The 21,022-nt window shown below is 28.6% G+C and carries 20 protein-coding genes and 1 pseudogene; 10 read left to right on the top strand and 11 right to left on the bottom strand.

What is annotated here, in order from left to right; genetic code table 11:
- Positions 1–105 precede the first annotated feature (105 nt).
- A pseudogene (locus IEW75_RS16045) lies at positions 106–699 on the bottom strand (S1 RNA-binding domain-containing protein); the annotation flags it as partial.
- Between the two features lie 230 nt (positions 700–929).
- Between IEW75_RS16045 and IEW75_RS06220 the strand changes: the two are divergent.
- Positions 930–2,837, top strand: a complete 1,908-nt coding sequence (locus IEW75_RS06220) for a S9 family peptidase (RefSeq protein ID WP_134247866.1) — start codon at positions 930–932, stop codon at positions 2,835–2,837.
- Between the two features lie 60 nt (positions 2,838–2,897).
- On the opposite strand, the gene IEW75_RS06215 is transcribed toward IEW75_RS06220, so the two are convergent.
- The 5 genes from IEW75_RS06215 to IEW75_RS06195 form a co-directional block, all read right to left on the bottom strand.
- Positions 2,898–3,659, bottom strand: coding sequence for a LytR/AlgR family response regulator transcription factor (locus tag IEW75_RS06215; protein ID WP_134247865.1), 762 nt, complete (start codon positions 3,657–3,659; stop codon positions 2,898–2,900).
- Between the two features lie 81 nt (positions 3,660–3,740).
- The gene (locus IEW75_RS06210; RefSeq protein WP_134247864.1) at positions 3,741–4,055 is read right to left on the bottom strand and encodes a 2TM domain-containing protein; all 315 of its coding nucleotides are present in this window, start codon (positions 4,053–4,055) and stop codon (positions 3,741–3,743) included.
- Positions 4,056–4,059: 4 nt separating this feature from the next.
- Positions 4,060–4,356 (bottom strand): 2TM domain-containing protein, encoded by a 297-nt coding sequence (locus tag IEW75_RS06205; protein WP_134247863.1) that lies wholly within the window; start codon positions 4,354–4,356, stop codon positions 4,060–4,062.
- Between the two features lie 21 nt (positions 4,357–4,377).
- On the bottom strand, positions 4,378–5,721 hold the full coding sequence (locus IEW75_RS06200) for a 2TM domain-containing protein (RefSeq protein WP_134247862.1): 1,344 nt from the start codon (positions 5,719–5,721) through the stop codon (positions 4,378–4,380).
- Positions 5,722–5,753: 32 nt separating this feature from the next.
- Positions 5,754–6,185, bottom strand: coding sequence for a DUF2141 domain-containing protein (locus IEW75_RS06195; RefSeq protein WP_134247861.1), 432 nt, complete (start codon positions 6,183–6,185; stop codon positions 5,754–5,756).
- Between the two features lie 293 nt (positions 6,186–6,478).
- Here IEW75_RS06195 and IEW75_RS06190 point away from each other — a divergent pair, with 293 nt between their 5' ends.
- The 6 genes from IEW75_RS06190 to lipA all read left to right on the top strand — a co-directional run bounded on the left by IEW75_RS06190 (position 6,479) and on the right by lipA (position 13,012).
- Positions 6,479–8,587 carry an elongation factor G gene (locus IEW75_RS06190; protein WP_134247860.1) on the top strand — a complete coding sequence of 703 codons (2,109 nt, stop codon included), beginning with the start codon at positions 6,479–6,481 and terminating at the stop codon, positions 8,585–8,587.
- Positions 8,588–9,015: 428 nt separating this feature from the next.
- On the top strand, positions 9,016–9,201 hold the full coding sequence (locus IEW75_RS06185; protein WP_134247859.1) for a membrane or secreted protein: 186 nt from the start codon (positions 9,016–9,018) through the stop codon (positions 9,199–9,201).
- 3 nt (positions 9,202–9,204) lie between these two features.
- On the top strand, positions 9,205–10,317 hold the full coding sequence (locus IEW75_RS06180; protein ID WP_134247858.1) for a glycosyltransferase: 1,113 nt from the start codon (positions 9,205–9,207) through the stop codon (positions 10,315–10,317).
- Positions 10,311–10,892 (top strand): RNA polymerase sigma factor, encoded by a 582-nt coding sequence (locus IEW75_RS06175; protein WP_229714407.1) that lies wholly within the window; start codon positions 10,311–10,313, stop codon positions 10,890–10,892. The genes IEW75_RS06180 and IEW75_RS06175 overlap by 7 nt, the downstream gene beginning before the upstream one ends.
- Positions 10,873–12,102 (top strand): NRAMP family divalent metal transporter, encoded by a 1,230-nt coding sequence (locus tag IEW75_RS06170; protein WP_134247857.1) that lies wholly within the window; start codon positions 10,873–10,875, stop codon positions 12,100–12,102. The genes IEW75_RS06175 and IEW75_RS06170 overlap by 20 nt, the downstream gene beginning before the upstream one ends.
- A 34-nt stretch (positions 12,103–12,136) precedes the next feature.
- Positions 12,137–13,012 (top strand): lipoyl synthase, encoded by an 876-nt coding sequence (gene lipA / locus IEW75_RS06165; protein WP_134247856.1) that lies wholly within the window; start codon positions 12,137–12,139, stop codon positions 13,010–13,012.
- A 125-nt stretch (positions 13,013–13,137) separates the two neighbouring features.
- On the opposite strand, the gene IEW75_RS06160 is transcribed toward lipA, so the two are convergent.
- From IEW75_RS06160 to ung, 3 genes are all read right to left on the bottom strand, one after another.
- Entirely contained in the window at positions 13,138–13,401 is a 264-nt protein-coding gene (locus IEW75_RS06160) for a hypothetical protein (RefSeq protein ID WP_134247855.1), read from the bottom strand.
- Between the two features lie 195 nt (positions 13,402–13,596).
- A complete protein-coding gene (locus IEW75_RS06155; RefSeq protein WP_134247854.1) occupies positions 13,597–14,319 on the bottom strand; it encodes a hypothetical protein in 723 nt (240 codons plus the stop codon).
- 61 nt (positions 14,320–14,380) lie between these two features.
- Positions 14,381–15,046: a uracil-DNA glycosylase gene (ung, locus tag IEW75_RS06150; protein ID WP_134247853.1), complete on the bottom strand. Its 666-nt coding sequence runs from the start codon at positions 15,044–15,046 to the stop codon at positions 14,381–14,383.
- Between the two features lie 58 nt (positions 15,047–15,104).
- Between ung and IEW75_RS06145 the strand changes: the two genes are divergently transcribed.
- The 3 genes from IEW75_RS06145 to IEW75_RS06135 all read left to right on the top strand — a co-directional run bounded on the left by IEW75_RS06145 (position 15,105) and on the right by IEW75_RS06135 (position 19,306).
- A complete protein-coding gene (locus IEW75_RS06145; RefSeq protein WP_134247852.1) occupies positions 15,105–17,312 on the top strand; it encodes an endonuclease MutS2 in 2,208 nt (735 codons plus the stop codon).
- A 122-nt stretch (positions 17,313–17,434) separates the two neighbouring features.
- Complete coding sequence (locus IEW75_RS06140; protein ID WP_134247851.1) at positions 17,435–18,472, top strand: TraB/GumN family protein; 1,038 nt, start codon at positions 17,435–17,437, stop codon at positions 18,470–18,472.
- A 171-nt stretch (positions 18,473–18,643) separates the two neighbouring features.
- Positions 18,644–19,306, top strand: coding sequence for a peptidase associated/transthyretin-like domain-containing protein (locus IEW75_RS06135; RefSeq protein ID WP_134247850.1), 663 nt, complete (start codon positions 18,644–18,646; stop codon positions 19,304–19,306).
- A 77-nt stretch (positions 19,307–19,383) separates the two neighbouring features.
- Here IEW75_RS06135 and IEW75_RS06130 read toward each other — a convergent pair whose 3' ends face one another.
- Together IEW75_RS06130 and IEW75_RS06125 are read right to left on the bottom strand one after the other, a co-directional pair.
- Entirely contained in the window at positions 19,384–20,562 is a 1,179-nt protein-coding gene (locus tag IEW75_RS06130) for a GlmU family protein (RefSeq protein WP_134247849.1), read from the bottom strand.
- Between the two features lie 61 nt (positions 20,563–20,623).
- Positions 20,624–20,998: a HEPN domain-containing protein gene (locus tag IEW75_RS06125; protein WP_134247848.1), complete on the bottom strand. Its 375-nt coding sequence runs from the start codon at positions 20,996–20,998 to the stop codon at positions 20,624–20,626.
- Positions 20,999–21,022: the final 24 nt, after the last annotated feature.

Here is a 21,022-nt window from a genome sequence, read left to right as displayed (position 1 = left end):
TTTCTCTACGTATTGATCGTAATCTCTAATTGGTTTCACATCAATTTGAGAACCTGGTAAGAATGCTTCAATTCCGATTTTTTAATGATACGGCGACCACCGAGATCTACACTTAACAAAACCGTTAACTACTTCACCTGTTTCGTGTGCATTATTTACACGATCCCAAGCTTTAATAACTCTTGCTTTTTTATGTGATAAAACTAATTGACCAGTGCTATCCTCTCTTTTATCAACCAATACCTCAACAGTATCCCCTACTGCTAAATTTGGGTTGTAACGAAATTCGTTTAAAGAAATAACACCTTCAGATTTTGAGTTGATGTCAATAATTACTTCACGATCTGTTTTTCTAACTACAGTTCCGTCAATTACTTCTCTTTCATTTACTAAACCTAAAGTGCCTTCTAAAGCAGCTTCAAATGCTTTAATGTTTTCTTCGTCAACTGCTTCAATACCTTCTTCGTATTTGTGCCAATCAAAGTTTTCTAAAAATTCTTCAGGAGTAACTTTTACTTCTTCTACTTTTGCTTCTTCAACTGCAACTGGAGCTTCCGCTTCTTTTACAATTTCTTCAACTTTTTCTTCTTCAACTACTGGTGTAGCTTCCGTTTTTGCTTCAACTGGAGCAGTTACTTCCGTTTTTTCTACTTTTGGAGCATCAACTTGCTCTTCAGTTTTTTTTGTTTCTTCAGACATATTTGCTGATGATTAATATTTGTATCTTATTGTTAATCAGATTCTTAAACGATATTAACTTTAAGAGATTATTTATATAAATTTTAAATTTCTTCCTTTCCAAATCTGTTCTCGTAAAAAGGAGTGCAAATTTAGTAAAAAGTATTTGAAATAACAACAAGTATTTAAGCTATTAAATATTTAATTTGCTAAAAATCACTACCTTGTACTTATCTAAAAAACTAACAATTATGAAAAAAATTATTTATTATTTATTGCCAATACTACTAATAGCTTGCAATACCGAGCCAAAAGAAGCTGATAATTCAGTTCAAAATTTAAAAGAATATTCTATTAATCAATTTATGGACAATGAATCGGTTAATGGCGGAAGCTTCTCCACTGACAAGTCTAAACTACTTGTAACCAGCAATAGAACAGGAGTTTACAATATGTACACTGTTTCAACGAAAACAGGCGAATTTATTCCAGAATCTAAATCAGATAGCTCTTCTGTTTTTTCAATTTCGTATTTTCCAAATGACGATAGAATTCTTTTTAGAATGGATGACAACGGAAATGAATTAAATCATATCTATATGAAAGATTCAACTGGAATAACTGATTTAACCCCTTATGAAGGGTCTAATTCTAGTTTTTACGGTTGGGCAAAAAATAAAGAAAGTTTCTTTTTTGGATCGAATAAAAGAGATAAACGCTTTTTTGATGTTTATGAAATGAATATCTCAACTTTTAAACCAACATTACTTTTTGAAAATTTAGAAGGTTATAATTTTAATGGAATTTCAAACAATAAAAAATATTTGGCACTTAGTAAAACAGTAAATACCAGCGATAGCGATTTGTTTATTTACAACTTTGAAGACAAATCTTTTACAAAAATAAATGAAATACAAAGTTCAAATGCTGCAGCAGACTTTAGCGTGGATAGCAAACATTTATTTTATACTACAGATGTTGATTCTGAGTTTACATACCTTATGAAATATGATATTGAAACTAAAACCAGAGAAAAAGTTTTGGAAAAACCGTGGGACATTACTTCAAGTTATTTTAGCGAAAATGGAAAATATCAAATAACTTCTATCAACGAAGATGCTAAAACAAAGGTTTTTATTAATGATACAGAAACAGGAAATGATATAGAGTTACCAACTTTTGACAATGGAAGTGTAATTGGTGTTGGCTTTTCTAGAGATGAAACCAACATTCGCTTTTATGTAGGGGGCTCTAACTCCCCTTACAATTTATATGTTTATGACATTGCAACCAAAAAAGCTAAAAAATTAACTGATGTTTTAAATAAAGAAATTGACCCAACTCATATGGTTAATTCTGAAGTTATTCGTTTTAAATCGTTTGATGGTGTTGAGATTCCTGCAATTTATTACAAACCACATCAAGCTACAAAAAACAATAAAGTTCCTGCTTTGGTAATGGTTCATGGAGGTCCAGGAGGACAATCGGGTCAGTATTACAATCCGCTAGTTCAATATTTAGTAAATCATGGGTATGCAATTTTAGCTGTAAATAACAGAGGAAGCAGTGGTTACGGAAAAACATTTTATCAAATGGATGATTTAAATCATGGAGACAAAGATTTAAAAGATTGTATTGAAGGGAAAAATTGGTTAGCTGATCAAGAAATTATAGATGGAGGATCTATTGGAATTATGGGAGGTTCTTATGGCGGTTATATGACTATGGCAGCTTTAACCTTTACTCCTGAAGAGTTTGACGTTGGAGTTAATTTATTTGGAGTAACAAATTGGCTTAGAACTTTAAAAAGTATCCCACCTTATTGGGAATCTTTTAGAGAAGCATTGTACAAAGAATTGGGAGATCCATATTCAGCTGATTCTGTTAGATTGCGTAAAATTTCTCCATTATTTCATGCTGAAAGTATTACCAAGCCGTTAATTGTATTGCAAGGAACAATGGATCCTAGAGTTTTAAAAATAGAATCTGATGAAATTGTGGCTGCAGCAAAGAAAAACGATGTTCCTGTTGAATATGTGTTATTTGAAGATGAAGGTCACGGTTTTGTAAAGAAAGAAAATCAGATAACAGCCTATGGAAATATACTTAAGTTTTTAGATACCTATTTAAAGAAATCTGAAATTCCAGTAAAACAATAAAAATTGAAAAGGCTGTTTGAAAAGTTCAATTTTTCAAACAGCCTTTTTTTATTAGTTTATTTACCCAATCCAATTTTTAAAATCTCTTACACGTTCACGACTAACAATTATATCAGATTCACTGTAAGATTGTAATATTAACTTTAGACGACTATTTGTGTAGGAAATTATATCTTTAATTGCATTTATATTAACCACATACTTTCTACTTACTCTAAAAAAGGTTTCTGGCTGTAATTTATCTACTAAATTATCCAAAGTATCATCTATCAAATAATTTCTATTATCTATTGTATGAATGTTTGTTGCTTTATTTTCACTATAAAAACACTCGATAGATGCTGTTGAAATCATTTTTATATGTTGCCCTATTTTAACTGTAAAGCGTTTTTTGTAATTATTAGCATTCCCTGAATTATTGGAAATTATATTTTTTAGCTGGTTTAAATCAAAAGTTACATTTTCTTTAGTATTGTAAAAGTTTTTAAATTTTTGTACTGCATATTCCAATTCATCGGAATCAATTGGTTTTAGCAAATAATCAACACTATTTAGTTTAAACGCTTTTAAAGCATATTCATCATAAGCAGTTGTAAAAATAATAGCGCTTTCTATTTCAACTTCATCAAAAATTTCAAAAGACAAACCATCTGATAATTGAATGTCTAAAAATATTAAATCTGGATGTTCATTATTTACAAACCAGTTTACTGCTTCTTCTACAGAATGCAACATTGTTAAAGGTTCTATACTAAGTTCGTTTAACATTCGACCCAATCTTCGAGCCGCTGGTTTTTCATCTTCAATAATAATTACTTTCATATTTTTTGTGCTATAATAAACAGGTTTCGACTCGGCTCAACCACCATAAACATTTCAACTTTCACCTTTTCAGTTTAAAAACTACTCCCAATACTGCTTTTTATCTTTATCCATTAATTCTTTAATCTTTTTGTCCTCCCAATTTTTACCTAAAATAAAGTCCATTCCAAATACTCCAAATGCGTGAAAAGCCAGTCCAATTCCCCAGAAAAACATGGTTCCGTATGAACTCCAATCCAATAAAAGTCCAACTCCTTCACCAGATATTAGTCTTGCTAAAAATATAAACGCATTTACCCCCAAATAAACAAATAAATGAACGTAAAACCCTTTTATTGCCTTTACTTTTTTTTGAGCTCTTATATACTTTTGATTTTCTAAATTATTATTTTCCATTTCTTTAAAATTTATTGTTTTTATCTTTATCCATTAATTTTTTAATTTTTCTTTCCTCCCAATCAGCTCCAAAAAGTATATTTTTTCCAAAAACTCCATAAGCGTGAAAAACCAAACCAATTCCCCACCCCAACATTGGCCACCAAAACCAATGATAACCTGGCGATGTCATTAAATTTACAAATATTAAGAAAGGAATTACCAAGCAGTAAGATAATAAGTTCCAGTAAAACCCTTTTATTTCGTCAACTTTCTTTTTAGCTCTAATATATTTTTGTTCTTCTGTAAAATTTGTTTTCATAATATTATTTTTAATATTTTGCTATTCCCAATATTGTTTTTTATCACTTTCCATAAATTCTTTAATTTTTCTTTCCTCCCAATTTCTACCTAAAATCCGATTGTAACTAAAGGCTTTAAATCCTTGAAAAATCATTCCAATTCCCCAACCCAACATTGGAAACCAAAACCAGTGAAATTGTGGAACATATTTTAAATTGATGTAAATTAATATAGGAATTACTATAAAATATGCTATTAAACCTCCATAAAAAGCTTTTATTTCTTCTACTTGTTCTACAGCTCTTAAATATTTGCTGCTTTCTATATTTTCTGATGTTTTCATAATTTTAGTTTTTTGTGTTAGTAATGGTAATTTTACTGTAAATATTTCACCTGTTTTTTCGACAGACACTTTTTTTAAGGTAATTAAATTGTATCGATCAATAATATTTTTTAGCCCTACTTTTGTCCCTTTTTCTAATACTGCTTTCGGACTATAATTATTAGTGATTACTAAATAATCGTTTTCTTCAACTATTTTAACTGTTAATGGATTTTCTTCAGAAACCACATTGTGTTTTATTGTGTTTTCTAATAAAAGTTGAAGTGATAATGGAATAATTTTAAATTCTGAATTACTTGCTTTTTCTGGAATTTCAAATATTACAGCATCTTCAAAACGCATTTTCAACAATTCCATATAGGTTTTTGCAAATAACAATTCTTCATCTAAATCTATTAAATCTTTATTCTTTTGCTCTAAAACATAGCGGTAGACTTTAGATAATTTTGTTGTGAATTTTTCCGCTAATTTTGGGTTCTCACCAATTAACGAGGTTAACACATTTAAACTATTAAATAAAAAGTGCGGATCTATTTGACTTTTTAAAGATTCGTATTTTGCAGTTTCAGTTTTTGCAACTATTTGTTGTTCAGTTACTCTTTTTTCTGTTAATGCTTTATAAAAAAATATTGCATGAAAAATAAGACTTACAAACAAAGTAATAATCAACCCAAAAAGATAGTAGTTTTTTGCATTTGAATCGTTTAAAAAGCTCTCCAAAGGTTTGCCAAAAATTACAACTAAAGTAACAAATCTTAGTAAGGTTAAACCCAACATTGTTAAAAGTACAGAACCTACAGCTCCAAAAATTAAACGTTTTTTCGAAGATTCTTTCCAAGAAAATTTAGTTTCAACATATTTATAAAAAAACCCATTTATTGAAGTCAACACTAAAGCATACATAAAATGTATTCCAAATATTTTGAACAGCTCAATTAAAGGTAAATTAAAATCTCCCCGAAAAACTAAACGCTCTATTATAAATATTGCAATTGCAATAATTAATGAAATTTTGAATAGATATTTAATGTCTGTCTTCATAATAAAATAAGTAACTTTTTATTAGTTGCAATTTAAAACTTAATTTCTAAAGTTACATCTTTGTTAGTTACTTCAAACTTTGAGCTATCAAATTGTGGTGGGCCAAAATTCATTGGATTGTTAGAAGTTCCATAATTTTCCAACGGCATTCCGTTTTCTTGAAAATCCATACGTTTGTTTTCATTTTCATCATGGAAACATATAATGGCATATGTTCCAGCTGGTACATTTTTAAAAACCACAGTACTTAAACCATTTTTAATTATTGCTGATTTTGCTCTTAATGGTTGTTGTCTAAAATTCTCTTTATTAAAAAGAGTGAAATATACAGTTCCCGTATCGTTTAAAGCATTAACAAGAGAAACTGTAATAATGTTTTCTTCACTTAAATTAGAAGCATCATATTCTTGTGAAAAAATTAATGTTGAAAATAATAAGGCAGCTGTTAAAATTAAATGTTGCATAGTACGTTATTTTTAAAATAATATTAATTGATTTAACACTTCAAAAGTGTGCCTTTTTACTGAATTTGGAAATTTAAACTTCCTGAATTGTGCTTTTTTAATGATGAATTGTAGTTTTTAATAGTTTTTCATTCTATTGATTTACACTTTTTTACTTTAGACTTTATCACTGCCCATCCTTAACAATATTCACATTAAACTTCCATCTCTAATATCTAAAACCTAACATTCGTCATATTTTAAATTAAAAATCTTTGTAACTTTATAAAACTTTTACAAAAAACATTAGTATTATGAAAATATATGATGACAAACACATTAAAAATGTTGCTTTTGTAGGCGCAAATAAAAGTGGTAAAACTACATTAGCAGAGACAATGCTCTTTGAAGCTGGCTTAGTCAACCGCCGTGGTAGCGTAGAAAACAAAAATACTGTTTCCGATTATCACGAAATTGAACAAGAAAGAGAAACTTCCATATTTGCCACACCCCTTCACACAGAATGGCGCAATTACAAAATAAACATTATAGACACTCCTGGATTAGACGATTTTATTGGTGAAATTGCATCTACAATGCGTGTTGCTGATTCTGTTGTTACTGTAATAAATGCGCAACAAGGTGTTGAAGTAGGTACAGAAATAATTTGGAACTATGTAGATCGTTTTTCACTTCCTACCTTGTTTGTTATCAATCAAATTGACAGTCCAAATGCAGATTTTGATGAAAGTTTTAAAAGTATAGTAGACTTAATTGGAAACAATGCTGTAAAAATACAATACCCTTTAGTAGTTGATGGAGCACAATGTATAATTGACGTGCTTAAAATGAAAATGTACAAATTTGGACCTGAGGGTGGAAAACCAGAAAAGTTTGAAATTCCTGAAGACCAAAAAGATATTGCAAATGAATTACATAACGAATTAGTTGAAAAGGCTGCGGAAAATGATGAAGCCTTAATGGAACTTTATTTTGATAAAGGATCATTAAATGAAGATGAAATGAGAGAAGGAATTAAAAAAGGGATGTTGAATCATGAATTATTTCCTGTATTTTGTGTTTCTGCCTTAAACGATATGGGAACTGGTAGATTAATGGGCTTTATTGATAATGTTGCTCCATCTGCTGCAGATTTAAAACCAGAACAAAGTGTTGAAGGCGAAACTATTGAATGTAAGCCAGATGCACCAACATCATTATTTATTTTTAAAACTTTATACGAACCAAATTTAGGTCAAATTAGCTTCTTTAAAGTAAAATCTGGAGAAATAAAGCAAAACGATAAATTAGAAAATTCAAGAAACGAAGAAATTGAAACACTTAATCAATTGTACATCATGGACGGTAAAAACCGTGAACCTGTAGAAAAGTTAAGTGCTGGAGATATAGGGGCAACCTTAAAACTTAAATATACAGAAACCAACGATACATTAAGAGTTAAAGGTTCTAATATTACAATAAAACCTATTAAATTTCCAGAACCAAGGATTACAAAAGCTGTAAGTGCAATTGATAAAAACGATGAGGAAAAGTTAAATGATGCACTTAAAAAGATTCATAGTCAAGATCCAACCGTTTCAATTCGATATTCAAAAGAACAAAAACAACAAATTTTATCTTGTCAAGGTGAATTACACTTAGCAACAATTGATTGGACTCTTCAAAAAATTTATGGTATAAAAGCTGCATTTGAACAACCTAAAATAACGTATAGAGAAACAATTCAACGTTCTGCAACCACAAGTTACAAACACAAAAAACAATCTGGTGGTTCTGGACAATTTGGTGAAGTTCATTTAAAAATAGAACCTTGGTTTGAAGGAATGCCAGAACCTGAAGGCTTTAACATTAGAGGAAAAGAAGAGGTAGATTTAGATTGGGGCGGTAAATTAATTTTTTATAACTGCATAGTTGGTGGTGTGATAGACACACGTTATTTACCATCTGTTTTAAAAGGCTGTTTAGAAGTTATGGAAGAAGGTCCTTTAACTGGATCTTACGCTAGAGATATCAGAGTTATGGTATTTGATGGTAAAATGCATCCAGTTGATTCTAATGATATTTCATTTAAGATTGCTGCTGCTCATGCTTTTAAAGCTGCTTTTCTAAATGCAAAACCTAAACTTCTAGAACCTATTCAAGAACTAACCGTTAAAGTTCCTGAAGAACTTATGGGTAATGTTATGACAGATTTACAATCTAGAAGAGCTATAATTTTAGGTATGGATAGTGAAGGAAAATACCAGTCAATTAAAGCAAAAACTCCTTTAGCAGAAATGTATCGATATTCAACAACTTTACGTTCTATTACGCAAGGTAGAGGTAGTTTTAGCACCAAATTTTCTAATTTTGAATTAGTTCCAAACAATGTGCAAGAAACTTTGATAAAAACAGATTCTTAAATAAAATAGTACTTTTATAAAGTAAAAAAAGACTCGTTATTTTAAAATAACGAGTCTTTAAATTAGTAGTAATTCGATTAATACTTATTTAATTCAATCAATCCTAATTATACAATTTATCTAGTTGGTTTAATCTCTAAAAATTAGTATATAAATATTAATCATTGCTAATTTAGTAATTTTTTCGAACTAAACAAGGTAAACTTATTAATAATTAACATTTTAAGTAAATTATATTTACTTTTTAACCCAAAACACTGCGTAAAGTTTAATAGAGATCAGAAATCTATTTACTTTTAAAGTTCGTTCAAAATTCTTTATCTTTGCAATTCAAAAAATTCACAAGAAAGAGAGTTACTTAATACCTCCTTTTTAAGGCAAAAATTAAGTGACAATTTTAAGAAAAATAACTATAAATTTCCAATTAGATGAAATTATTATTTATCACATTAGCATTATTAGGATTAGGAGTTGCCGGAATTGCAATTAAAATATGGGCAAAAAAAGATGGTAAATTTGCAGGTACTTGCGCTAGTCAAAATCCCCATCTAAATAAAAATGGAGAACCTTGTGGTTATTGCGGTAAAACTGCTGAAGAATGTGAAAATAGGTAAGAAATGCTCGAATATCTTTTTATTGCTTTTATAGTAATTTTTTGTATTCAATGTATTTTCTACCTCTTTCTTTTTGGAAATTTTGCATTTTCAAAAAAAACAGTTCAAAATAATGATTTTGAGCAAGCTGTGTCTGTTATTATTTGCGCAAAAAATGAAGCTGAAAATCTTAAAAAAAATATTCCTTACTTTTTAGAGCAAAACTACTCTAATTTTGAAATTGTTCTTATCAATGATGCTTCCAGAGATGCTTCTTTAGAAATAATGAAGCAATTTAAAAGTAACTATCCTACAAAAATTAAACTTGTTGATGTAGTTCCAAATGAACAATTTTGGGGAAGTAAAAAATATGCTTTGACCCTAGGCATTAAAGCCGCTACTCATGAATATTTATTATTCTCTGATGCTGACTGTAAGCCTGTTTCAAAAAATTGGATTCAAGAAATGTCTAATAATTTTTCTTCTCAGAAACAATTAGTTTTAGGCTATGGCACTTATAAAAAAATTGAAAATTCAATTTTAAATAAACTCATTCGTTTTGAAACACTATTTACCGCTATTCAATACTTTTCATATGCTAAAGTAGGGATTCCATATATGGGTGTTGGACGCAATTTAGCCTATACAAAAGCGACTTTTTTTGATGCAAATGGCTTTGTTAATCATATGCACCGAATTAAATCTGGAGACGATGATTTGTTTATAAACCAAGTTGCAACTAAGAACAATACTGCATATTGTATTTCAAAAGATAGTTTTACAGAATCTACACCTAAAACATCTTTTAAAAACTGGCTTCAACAAAAAAGGAGACATATTTCAACCGCATCGCACTACAAACCTATTCACAAGTACTTATTAGTTCTATTTTTTAGTTCACAATTACTTTTTTGGCTATTCGGAATTATTTTATTGAGTTTTCAATTTAACTTAATAAACGTTTTACTAATATTAGTATTAAGGCAATTATTCTTTTATCTTTCTGTAGGTTTTTCTGCAAAAAAGTTAAATGAAACTGATTTAATTCTATTATTACCTTTTTATGAAATATTTTTAATATTCATTCAATTGTTTATCTTTATAAAAAATCTTATTTCAAAACCCACGCATTGGTAAATAAAAATATTGATATTATTGAATTAATTGAAAAAGCACGTAAAAAAGATCAAAAAGCTTTTAATACATTATTAAACACTTATTGGAGTGATGTTTTTAGATTTCAACTATCTAAAACAGAAAATGAAGATGAAGCTGAAGATATTACTATTAAAACGTTCTCAAAAGCCTTTGATAAAATTCATCTTTATAACGAACGCTATAACTTTAAAACTTGGTTAATTTCTATCTCTAAAAACATTTTTTTAGATCATTTACGCAAACAACGAACCAACACTATTTCTATTAATAAAAAAGAATCTGAAGCTTATAAAATTTTTGATGAAACACCATCAGCCGAAGATCAGTTAATCATTGAGCAAAATTTAGCCCAATTATTAAACTACTTGAAACAACTAAAACCACATTATCAAGAAATAATAAATCTTCGTTATTTTAGAGAGATGAGTTATAAAGAAATGGCTGATAAATTGAACGAACCAATGAGCAACATTAAAGTTAAACTACTTAGAGCCAAAAAGTTATTAGCTGAAATTATTGAAAAGTCATCAAAAAATGATTTCAAAAACAAATAATTGGCTAAAAAAATTAGGTCCAGGATTACTGTTTGCTGGTGCAGCAATTGGAGTTTCACATTTAGTGCAATCTACCAGAGCTGGAGCCAATTTTGGTTTTGGTTTAATTTGGGCTTTGGTATTAATACATATTGTTAAATATCCTTTTTTTCAATTTGGCCCAAGATATGCAACCGCAACTGGAGAGAGTTTATTAGATGGCTATAAAAAACTAGGAAAAGGCGTTTTACAAACCTATTTTATTCTAAACTTAGCTACAATGTTTACCATACAGGCTGCGGTTACTATTGTTACAGCTGGATTAGCAGCAAATTTGTTTGGAATAACTACAAACCCAGTTATCTGGAGTATTATAATTACACTAATTTGTTTTTCATTATTAGTAATAGGGAAATATAAATTACTAGATAATTTAATGAAACTTATTATTATAACCTTAACAATAAGCACCTTAGCAGCTTTAACTATTGCTTATTTTAATACAGATACAACTGTAAATTTTACTCAAATTTTACCTAAAGGAAGTGTAGAAGTAGGTTTCTTAATTGCTTTCTTAGGATGGATGCCAGCTCCTCTCGATGTTTCTATTTGGCAATCTCTTTGGGCAATTGAAAAACAAAAAGACAATACTATTAAGTTCAACACAAAACAAGCAATTTTCGATTTTAATATAGGTTTTGCTGGTACCCTAATTTTAGGAATTTGTTTTGTTTCTTTAGGTGCCCTAATTATGTTTAATTCTGGTGAAACTTTTAGTGGCAGCGCTGTAGAGTTTTCGCAACAACTCATCCAATTATACACTAAAAACTTAGGTACTGGAATGTATATTTTTATTGCAGCAGCCGCATTTACAACAATGTTTAGTACAACACTAACAACCTTAGATGCTTCGCCAAGAGCAATGACGAAGGCTTTTGATTTACTCACAAATAAATCTTATAAAAATATATATTGGTTTTGGATTAGTTTTCTAGCTATTGGAACTATTGCTATTTTACTATTTTTTATGTCTGAAATGGGCGTTTTAATTAAAATTGCAACAATACTATCGTTTTTAACAGCCCCTTTTTATGCTATCATAAATTTCCTTTTAATATCTGGAAAACACACTCCAAAACAATGGAGGCCCTCAACTCCAATAAAACTTCTAAGTTGGTTTGGAATTTTATTTTTAATAGGATTTAGCATTTGGTATTTATTCAGTTTATAAATTCTTTGTATTTTTGCATTCAATTTTGAATGAAATGAGCAAAGAAATAACAATACCAACAGATAAGAAAATACAAAAACCAAAATGGTTGCGCGTAAAATTACCTGTTGGAAAAAAATATACGGAATTAAGAAGTGTAGTTGATAAGTACAAACTAAACACTATTTGTACAAGTGGAAGTTGTCCAAATATGGGTGAATGTTGGACCGAAGGCACAGCAACTTTTATGATTTTAGGAAATATTTGTACACGTTCATGTGGTTTTTGCGGTGTAAAAACTGGAAGACCAGAAACGGTAGATTGGGAAGAGCCCGAAAAAGTTGCACGTTCCATTAAATTAATGAATATAAAACACGCTGTTATTACATCTGTTGATAGAGATGATATTAAAGATGGCGGTTCTATTATTTGGGCTGAAACTGTAAATGCTATTAGAAGAGCAAATCCAACTACAACATTAGAAACTTTAATACCAGATTTTCAAGGAAACACAACTAATGTAGATCGAATTCTAGCTGTTGCTCCTGAAGTAATTTCTCACAATCTAGAAACTGTGAGACGCCTAACTCGGGAAGTGCGAATTCAAGCAAAATACAACCGTAGTTTAGAGGTTTTAAAATATATGAAAGACCAAGGGCAACGTAGAACTAAATCTGGCATTATGCTTGGTTTAGGTGAAACTGAAGCTGAAGTAATTGAAACTATGCAAGATTTAGCAAATGCTAAAGTTGATATTTTAACCATAGGGCAATATTTACAACCTAGTAAAAAGCATTTACCTGTTAAAGAATTTATTACTCCAAAACAATTTGATAAATACAAGAAAATTGGATTAGAAATGGGGTTTAGACATGTAGAAAGTAGTGCTTTAGTTAGATCATCTTATAAGGCTCAAAAACATTTAGAGTAAAAAACATAATCTAATTTAACTTTTTTTATTAAACCAAAGACTACTTGCAACCTTTTGTTTTTTAATTAAACCAACTTTTATCTTAAAAAGATAATTAATCTTTTAACAAAGGGTATTTATACTTTTTATCTGTAAAATAAAAATTCCAGTTCCAGAATTTTAAAGGTTCTAAATAAAATTGTATCTTTTGTATGGAGGTTTTCTATCAAAAAAGAATTAAACTGATTTTTCATCATAGGAATATCTCGTCCTTTTTCTTCAATTACAATAAATGAAAATTCATTATTAATAGTTCTATATTCATAAGAATTCATTATCCCGTTTAAAATTGGTTTTACAAACCCTAAATTTGAAACAAAAATTGCTAAAAATTTCGCTATTTTGTTCATATTAAAATAATTTAGTTAGAATTTACAAATAAATTAACCTTAACTTATATTTAACAATCGTAGTCTCTTTTTTGGCACAAGTATTGCTTTAATTAAAATGAAGCAAAGAAGTTGTTAGCTTTGTTTTCATTATATAAATTGAGTTAGTTAATAAAAAAAAGCGCCCAAAGCGCTTTTTTTTATTTTACCTATTCACTATTTTATTAATTCACCTTCTTCCAGAAGAATATCATAAACATATCCGTATCCAAAATCTTTCTCTAATGTAATTTTACCTTTAAAAGTTACAATATCACCTACTTCAATAATTTCTTGCGTTGTAACAGTAATACTTTTTTTATCTTCAAATTGAGTTCCATCAGCAATATGCACCCAGTTCTTGTTCATAATTCCATTATTTACTTTTACAACTTTTCCTTTTAAAATTACTTTTTTACCTTCATATGATTTTTTATTAGAAAGTAATTCATCTAAAGAAATTCCGTTCTCAGCTTTTTCAATTTTTACTACTTCTTCCACGGCGGCTTCTGCTGTATTATGTACATGTCCCTCATTTTGTGCAGGACTAGCAACTTCTTCAGAAGTTCTAATTCCCTCAACAAAAATAATTTCATCAAAAACTCTATTTAGTTGTTCACTTTTAAAGTCTTTCATAACCATTCCTCCATCATAAAAATAAGTACCTCCTTCTTTCACATCCATATTTGGAATTGCCATCCAATAACTATCATTACCCTCAGTTACATTTAAGTAAGCGTACGTTCCGCCTCCAACATATTCATCAACAACAATTTTGTGAATAGTTGTTTTTGAAGCAGTTTGTGGTGTATCTATTTTAGAATAATTACTTTTTTCTTTACAAGAAATTACTAGTAACATGCTGATAACAAAGACAATATAATTTATATTTTTTTTCATTTGAATTGATTTAATTTTAAATAAAAGTAACTAATATTACATTTAATAAATATGACAAAAATCACCAATTAATTATTGGTAAATTGTTGTTTTCTAAATAACTATTTGCTTTACTAAAATGCTTATTACCAAACCAATAACCTCTATTTGCACTTAACGGTGACGGATGTCCACTTGTTAAAACAAAATGTTTACTGGTATCTATCTTTAAACCTTTCTTTTTGGCAAAACCACCCCAAAGTAAAAAAACAACATGTTCATGTTCCTTTGAAACTTTAGAAATAACTGCATCTGTAAATTGCTCCCATCCCTTTTTTTGATGCGATCCAGCCTTATGTGCTCTTACAGATAAAGTTGCATTTAATAAAAGTACTCCTTGCTTAGCCCAACGCTCTAAACTTCCACTTATTGGATATGGAATATTTAAATCAGCTTCAATTTCTTTAAAAATATTTATAAGAGAAGGAGGATGTTTAACACCATCGTTCACAGAAAAACAAAGTCCGTGTGCTTGTCCAACATCATGATACGGATCCTGACCAATAATTACAACTTTTAAATCTTCAAAAGGGCATAAATTAAAAGCTTCAAATAGTTTATTTTCAGGAGGAAAACATAAATTTGTTTCATACTCTTGTCTCACAAACATCGTAAGTTCCTCAAAATAAGACTTTTTCAACTCAGCATCGAGTATTTCTCTCCAACTAGTAGCTATTTCAATTTTCATTACTTGTATTCACGTTAAATTTATACTTTTGTACATTGTGTCAAAAGTAGCACTTTTTATGAGTAACATTTCAGAAAAAACATTAATAGATTTAGAATTTTTTACCATTTTACAATCGGTAAGTGAAAATTGTATTTCTGAATTAGGAAAAAATAGCGCTTTAGAAATTAGACCTTTTAACACAAAAGCAGCACTAATTTCTGAACTAAATTTGGTAAATGAATACCTTTCTTCTTATGAGAATGATAACAGACTACCAAATCATTATTTTGATGATATTCAAAAGGAAATTCATTTATTAAATATTGAAAATAGTTATTTAGAACCTGCTTCCTTTTTAAAAATTTCTAATAATGTAACCACAATTTTTGAACTTTTAAAATTTTTAAAAAAGTTTAAAACAATTTACCCTTCATTGTATAATTTCTCAGAAGAAATTGATTATCAAAAACTTATTACAGAAAACATTAATTCAATCATCACTTCATTTGCTGAAGTAAATGAAAACGCGTCGGTCCTTTTAAAACAAATTAGGACTGAAATTAACGCTGTACGTTCAAAAATTGGTTCAAGTTTTACGAAAGCTTTAAGTATGTATAGTAGCTCTGGTTATTTAGATGAAATTAGAGAATCTGTAGTTGACAATCAGCGAGTTTTGGCCGTACAAGCAATGTATAGAAGAAAGGTAAAAGGTAGCCTTTTAGGGAGCTCAAAAACTGGAAGCATTGTTTATATTGCACCTGAAACAACATTACAATTTAGTAGAGAATTACAAAATCTTGCTTACGAAGAACATCAAGAAATTGTTCGTATTTTAAAGGAATTAACTAACAAAATAAGAGTTTTTGTTCCAGATTTAATTGCCTACCAAAACTTTTTAATAAAGCTAGATGTTATTGGAGCAAAAGCTAAATATGCTAAAAAGATTGAAGCTTGTTTACCAAAAATTACTACTGAAAAAAAGGTATTCTTACGAGATGCTTATCATCCAATTTTATTACTAAAAAATAACGAAAAGCACTTAAAAACAGTTCCTCAAACGTTAGAATTAAATAACAAACAACAAATTATTGTTATTTCCGGTCCAAATGCAGGTGGTAAAAGTATCACACTAAAAACTATAGGTTTATTGCAAGTAATGTTGCAAAGTGGTATTTTAATTCCTGTACACGAACGCTCTTCATCTTATTTTTTTGATAAAATTTTAACAGATATTGGCGACAATCAGTCTATTGAAAACCAACTAAGTACTTATAGTTATCGTTTAAAAAATATGCGAAGTTTTTTAAGAAGATGTAATGGAAGCACGCTGTTTTTAATTGATGAATTTGGTACAGGAAGTGATCCTGAATTAGGTGGCGCATTGGCTGAAATTTTTTTAGAAGAATTTTATAATAAAAATGCGTACGGAATTATAACAACACACTATTCTAATTTAAAAGTATTGGCAAACGAACTGGAAAATGTTGCAAATGCTAATATGCAATTCAACGAAAAAACCTTAGAACCACTATTTAAATTATTTATTGGACAAGCCGGAAGTTCTTTTACTTTTGAAGTTGCGCAAAAAAATGGAATTCCTTTTAGTTTAATTAACAAAGCAAAAAAACGTGTTGAAGGAGAAAAAGTAAGATTGGATAAGACAATCTCTAGACTTCAAAAAGAACGTAATATTCTCCAAAAGACTTCTGAAAGCTTAGAAAAAGAAAAAAATATTGCTGCTGAAAAAACAGGTGCTCTGACAGAAAAGCAAGAAAAAATTCAAGAAAAACTGGAAAGTTTTCAAACATTATACGATAGCAATCAGAAAATGTTGGCTTACGGAAGAAAAATTAATGAACTATTAAACAAATACTTACAGACCAATAATAAAAAAGAGCTGAACCTAGCATTTAATAACTGGGTAACTTCTGAAAAAACAAAACACCTTAAAAAAAATCCACCAAAACCTAAAACAAAGGCTCAAAAACAGAAAGTAAAAGTTGAGCAAAAAACAGAAGAAAAAAAGTTAATTACAACGGAAAAAGAAGTGTTGGTTGAAGTTGTTAAGGTTAGAGAACATAAGAAAACTGAAGCAAAAAAGGTTGCAAAACAAAGAGCTGATTATATTTTTAAAGTAAACGACAAAGTTAGATTAATCGACAGTAATGCTTGTGGTACCATTGAGAAGATTGAAAAAAACAATGCATTTATTAATTATGGTGTTTTTACAACTAAAACAACTATTAATAAATTAGAACTGGTTGAATCTGCTAAGAAAAAATAGCTATTTTTACAACTGCTAGTCGAAAAAAACACCCAACTTATAGGGTGCTTTAATTTCTATTTGGTTTTTATTTATTAAATTAGTTCTATATAAATCGAAGTCAAATAACTTTAAAATAAATTATGAGAAAACTATTACTTAGCATAATCATAATTCTTTCTATTTTACAGTGTAGACCAAAGCATATTGAACCTTTACCGCAAAATGGATTATTTTGGAAAATATCAGGCAATGGACTAAAACACAACTCATATTTATTTGGAACATATCATAAAGAAGGTGGTATGAAAATTCTTGATTCCATCAAAACATTTGATTCAATATTTAACTTATCAAATCAACTTATATGTGAAGTTCAACTTGCTGATTACTTCAAATTTTCTAATAAAAAAAAGGAAAATAATCTAAATTCAATAAGAAACAATTTAAAACCTTGGCCTATAAAAGATTCAACCTATGATAATTTATTAAATAACAAACAAAAAAACTTATTAGATTCTTGTATAAACTCTAGTAAATTACTAACAAGTTTTAAGCTTGCTAATATTAATTTACGACCTATTGATCTATTATATTACTTTAATTTTTCTTATAGAGAGTCTCTCAATACATCTAATTCAAAAAATCATATCCCAACAAATGATACATTAAAAAAATATTATCTTGATTCATATATACGAAATCTAGCAAGAAAACGTAATATGAAAATCGTTTCTTTAGATTCTCCTGCAGAATATCTAGAAGTTATAGATTCGGTCGATAATCTTTATTCACAATTAAGTTATAGCACCGAGGTTGATATTATGCTTTATTATATTAAAAACCATATTACAATAAACTCTTTAAGACAAGACATAGCGGAAAGTTACCTATTATCATATTTAAAGCAAGATCTAAGTTTCTCTCTAAATACAAACAAACAAGAAGAAGTCAATATTTATAATAATAAACTTTTGTATTACCTCGAGAACGATAATTTTATAATAGAAAGCAATAAACTTTTGTTTGACAAACGCAATAATTACTGGATGAATAAAATTCCTAAATTATTAATAGAATCATCTTGTTTTATAGCTGTAGGTGCAGGTCATTTAAGTGGAGAGGAAGGGCTCATTAATCAATTACGGGAATTAGAATATACAGTTGTTCGAATTCCTTAAATTTATAAATAAAAACAACCTTTAATTAACAATACATATAATAAATTACAAAATTTTGAAATAGTAATTGTACAATCTTGTTATTCAACAATTGTTACCAAAATAGCTTAGAAAATTGCAACAAATTGAGAAATAAATATTATTTGAAATAAAAAACAACTCAAAAACACAATGAAAAATACAATTATTATTGGAATAATATTGTTTATTTTTCCGTTCTACTTGGTTAGTCAAAACAAACAAATTGTTTGGGAATATATAACACCAAGTAATAATGGACATACCATAAATTTAAAAAAAATTGAAAGAATTGTTTTTTATGATGATAATTCTTTTGAAAGTTTAACTTCTGATCCAGGATACGCTGGTGGTAAAGGAAAATATGAAGTTGATAATTCTATTATTACTTGTATTTATAGTGATGAAATAGAAAAAAATAAAGGGTATGTAGAAATTATTAATCCTGATATTGATAAAACGGAATTTAGAATTATTGTTTCCAATTTAAAGGGAGAAAATTTACCTGGAACTAATGTTTTTTTAAAATCAAGTCAAAATGAATTAATTGAAAAAATCACTACTAATTTTGATGGAGTAGCAATAATCCCAAATAAAAAATTTAATAAAATAATAGTTGAATTTATCGGTTACAAGTCTCTAGAAGCAACTATTTCAGAAACTTATAATACTGACTTAAAGTTTATTCTTGGAGAATGCTGTCCAGAGTTGGTCATTGCCAAGGGTAGTATACAACAGTTTAAAATAATTAAAATTGATAAAAAGTCTTTAAACCTAAAACAACTTAATTTCAAAAAAGTTCTATTTAAAAATTAAAATCAATTATTAATAATAAAATAAAGCCAAAAATATTTACAGATTACAGATGAATTAAATTAATATCCAAATTGCTTTTATTTAAAATTTCTATATTTTGAAGTTAACTCAAAAATATGATTTAAAATTCTTTTTCCTTGCTCATCAAATTCCAATCCTTTACGCGCAAAAACCAAAGATGCAGTTTCTATAGCTTTGGAAACTTTATATTCAGAAAAACCAGCAGCTCCACCCCAACTAAATGAAGGAATAAAATTTCTTGGAAAATTACTACCATAAATATTAGCACTTACACCTAAAACAGTTCCTGTATTAAACATAGTATTTATTGCACATTTAGAATGATCTCCCATCATTAAACCACAAAATTGCAAACCAGTTTTAGCAAACCTCTGAGTCTCATAGCTCCATAACTTTACCTCAGCATAATTGTTTTTCAGATTAGAATTGTTAGTTCCCGCACCCAAATTACACCATTCACCTATTACTGAATTTCCTAAATAACCTTCATGCCCTTTATTGGAATATGCCATTAAAACACTATTTTTAATTTCACCACCAACTGTACAGTTTGGACCTACTGTTGTGGCTCCATATATTGTTGCTCCCATTTTAACAACACTATCTTTACCCAAACTAAAAGGACCTCTAATAGCACTACCTTCCATAATTAAAGCATCTTTACCAATATAAATTGGGCCTGTACTTGCATTTAAAGTTGAAAATAATACCTCAGCTCCTTCTTCAATAAAAATATCATCTTTATTAAGACAGTTAACTCCTTCTGGTATTGCTTGTGATTTTCTTCCTTCAGTAACTAATTCAAAATCCAGTCTAATAGCAGCATCATTTAGAGAAAACAAATCCCACGTATTACAAATTTGTAAAATCTCGTCTTTAAAATCTATTTTTTCATACACTTCAAAATCAACTTCCTCCTGATTATCAGTAGTATAAAAAGCAATTACTTCATTATTTTTATAAACTGCTTGATTTTCTTTCAGTCCTTTTATAATTTCAACCAATGAAGTTGTTGGTAAAAACGAAGCGTTTATCATAACATTTTTCGCCATTTCTACCATTGGATATTTTTCTTCTAAATATTCTTCGGTTAAAGTAGTTGTTGTAAATCCTAGATGCTTTTCCCATTTTTGACGAATAGTGAGAATACCTATACGTAAATCTGCAACTGGCTTTGTGTAGGTAAAAGGCAATAATGCATCTCGCACAGAACCGTCATATAAAATATAATTCATTTGTCAAAATAATTTCGACAAAGGTACTGCAACTTTTTTTTTTGCCAAAAAAAATATGATTTTATAAAAGACTAATTTTTCTTAAATAAGTATCAATATTGTCTGCAGTATCAAAACAAGCACTTACAGAATTTATTTCTGAACAATACCTTGAATCAATTGCATGGTCTTTACAACCAATTGTGTTTATATCAATATTTTTAAAGTTTTTATCTATAGCTATACATTTATTGTATAACGTAGCAATAGTTTCATTTTTTACTATTTCAACTTCGTTGTTAATTAAAAAACCTTTCAGATAGTTTTCAATTGCAAATTGTGCGTTTTTACAAATTGAATAGGTTACAATATCTTCAGAAGGTTTAAACAATTCGTTTTTTGCTAATTGTAAATTTTTTGTTGCTTCCTTAAAAAAAGCCGATGATCTTGATTTCATAATACTATCTTTAATAAGTTAATA

The sequence above is a fragment of the Lutibacter litoralis genome (assembly GCF_014646675.1).
Lineage (GTDB): Bacteria > Bacteroidota > Bacteroidia > Flavobacteriales > Flavobacteriaceae > Lutibacter > Lutibacter litoralis.
The sequence above is the reverse complement of the archived record's forward strand: the minus strand, read 5'-3'. Positions and strand labels throughout refer to the sequence as shown.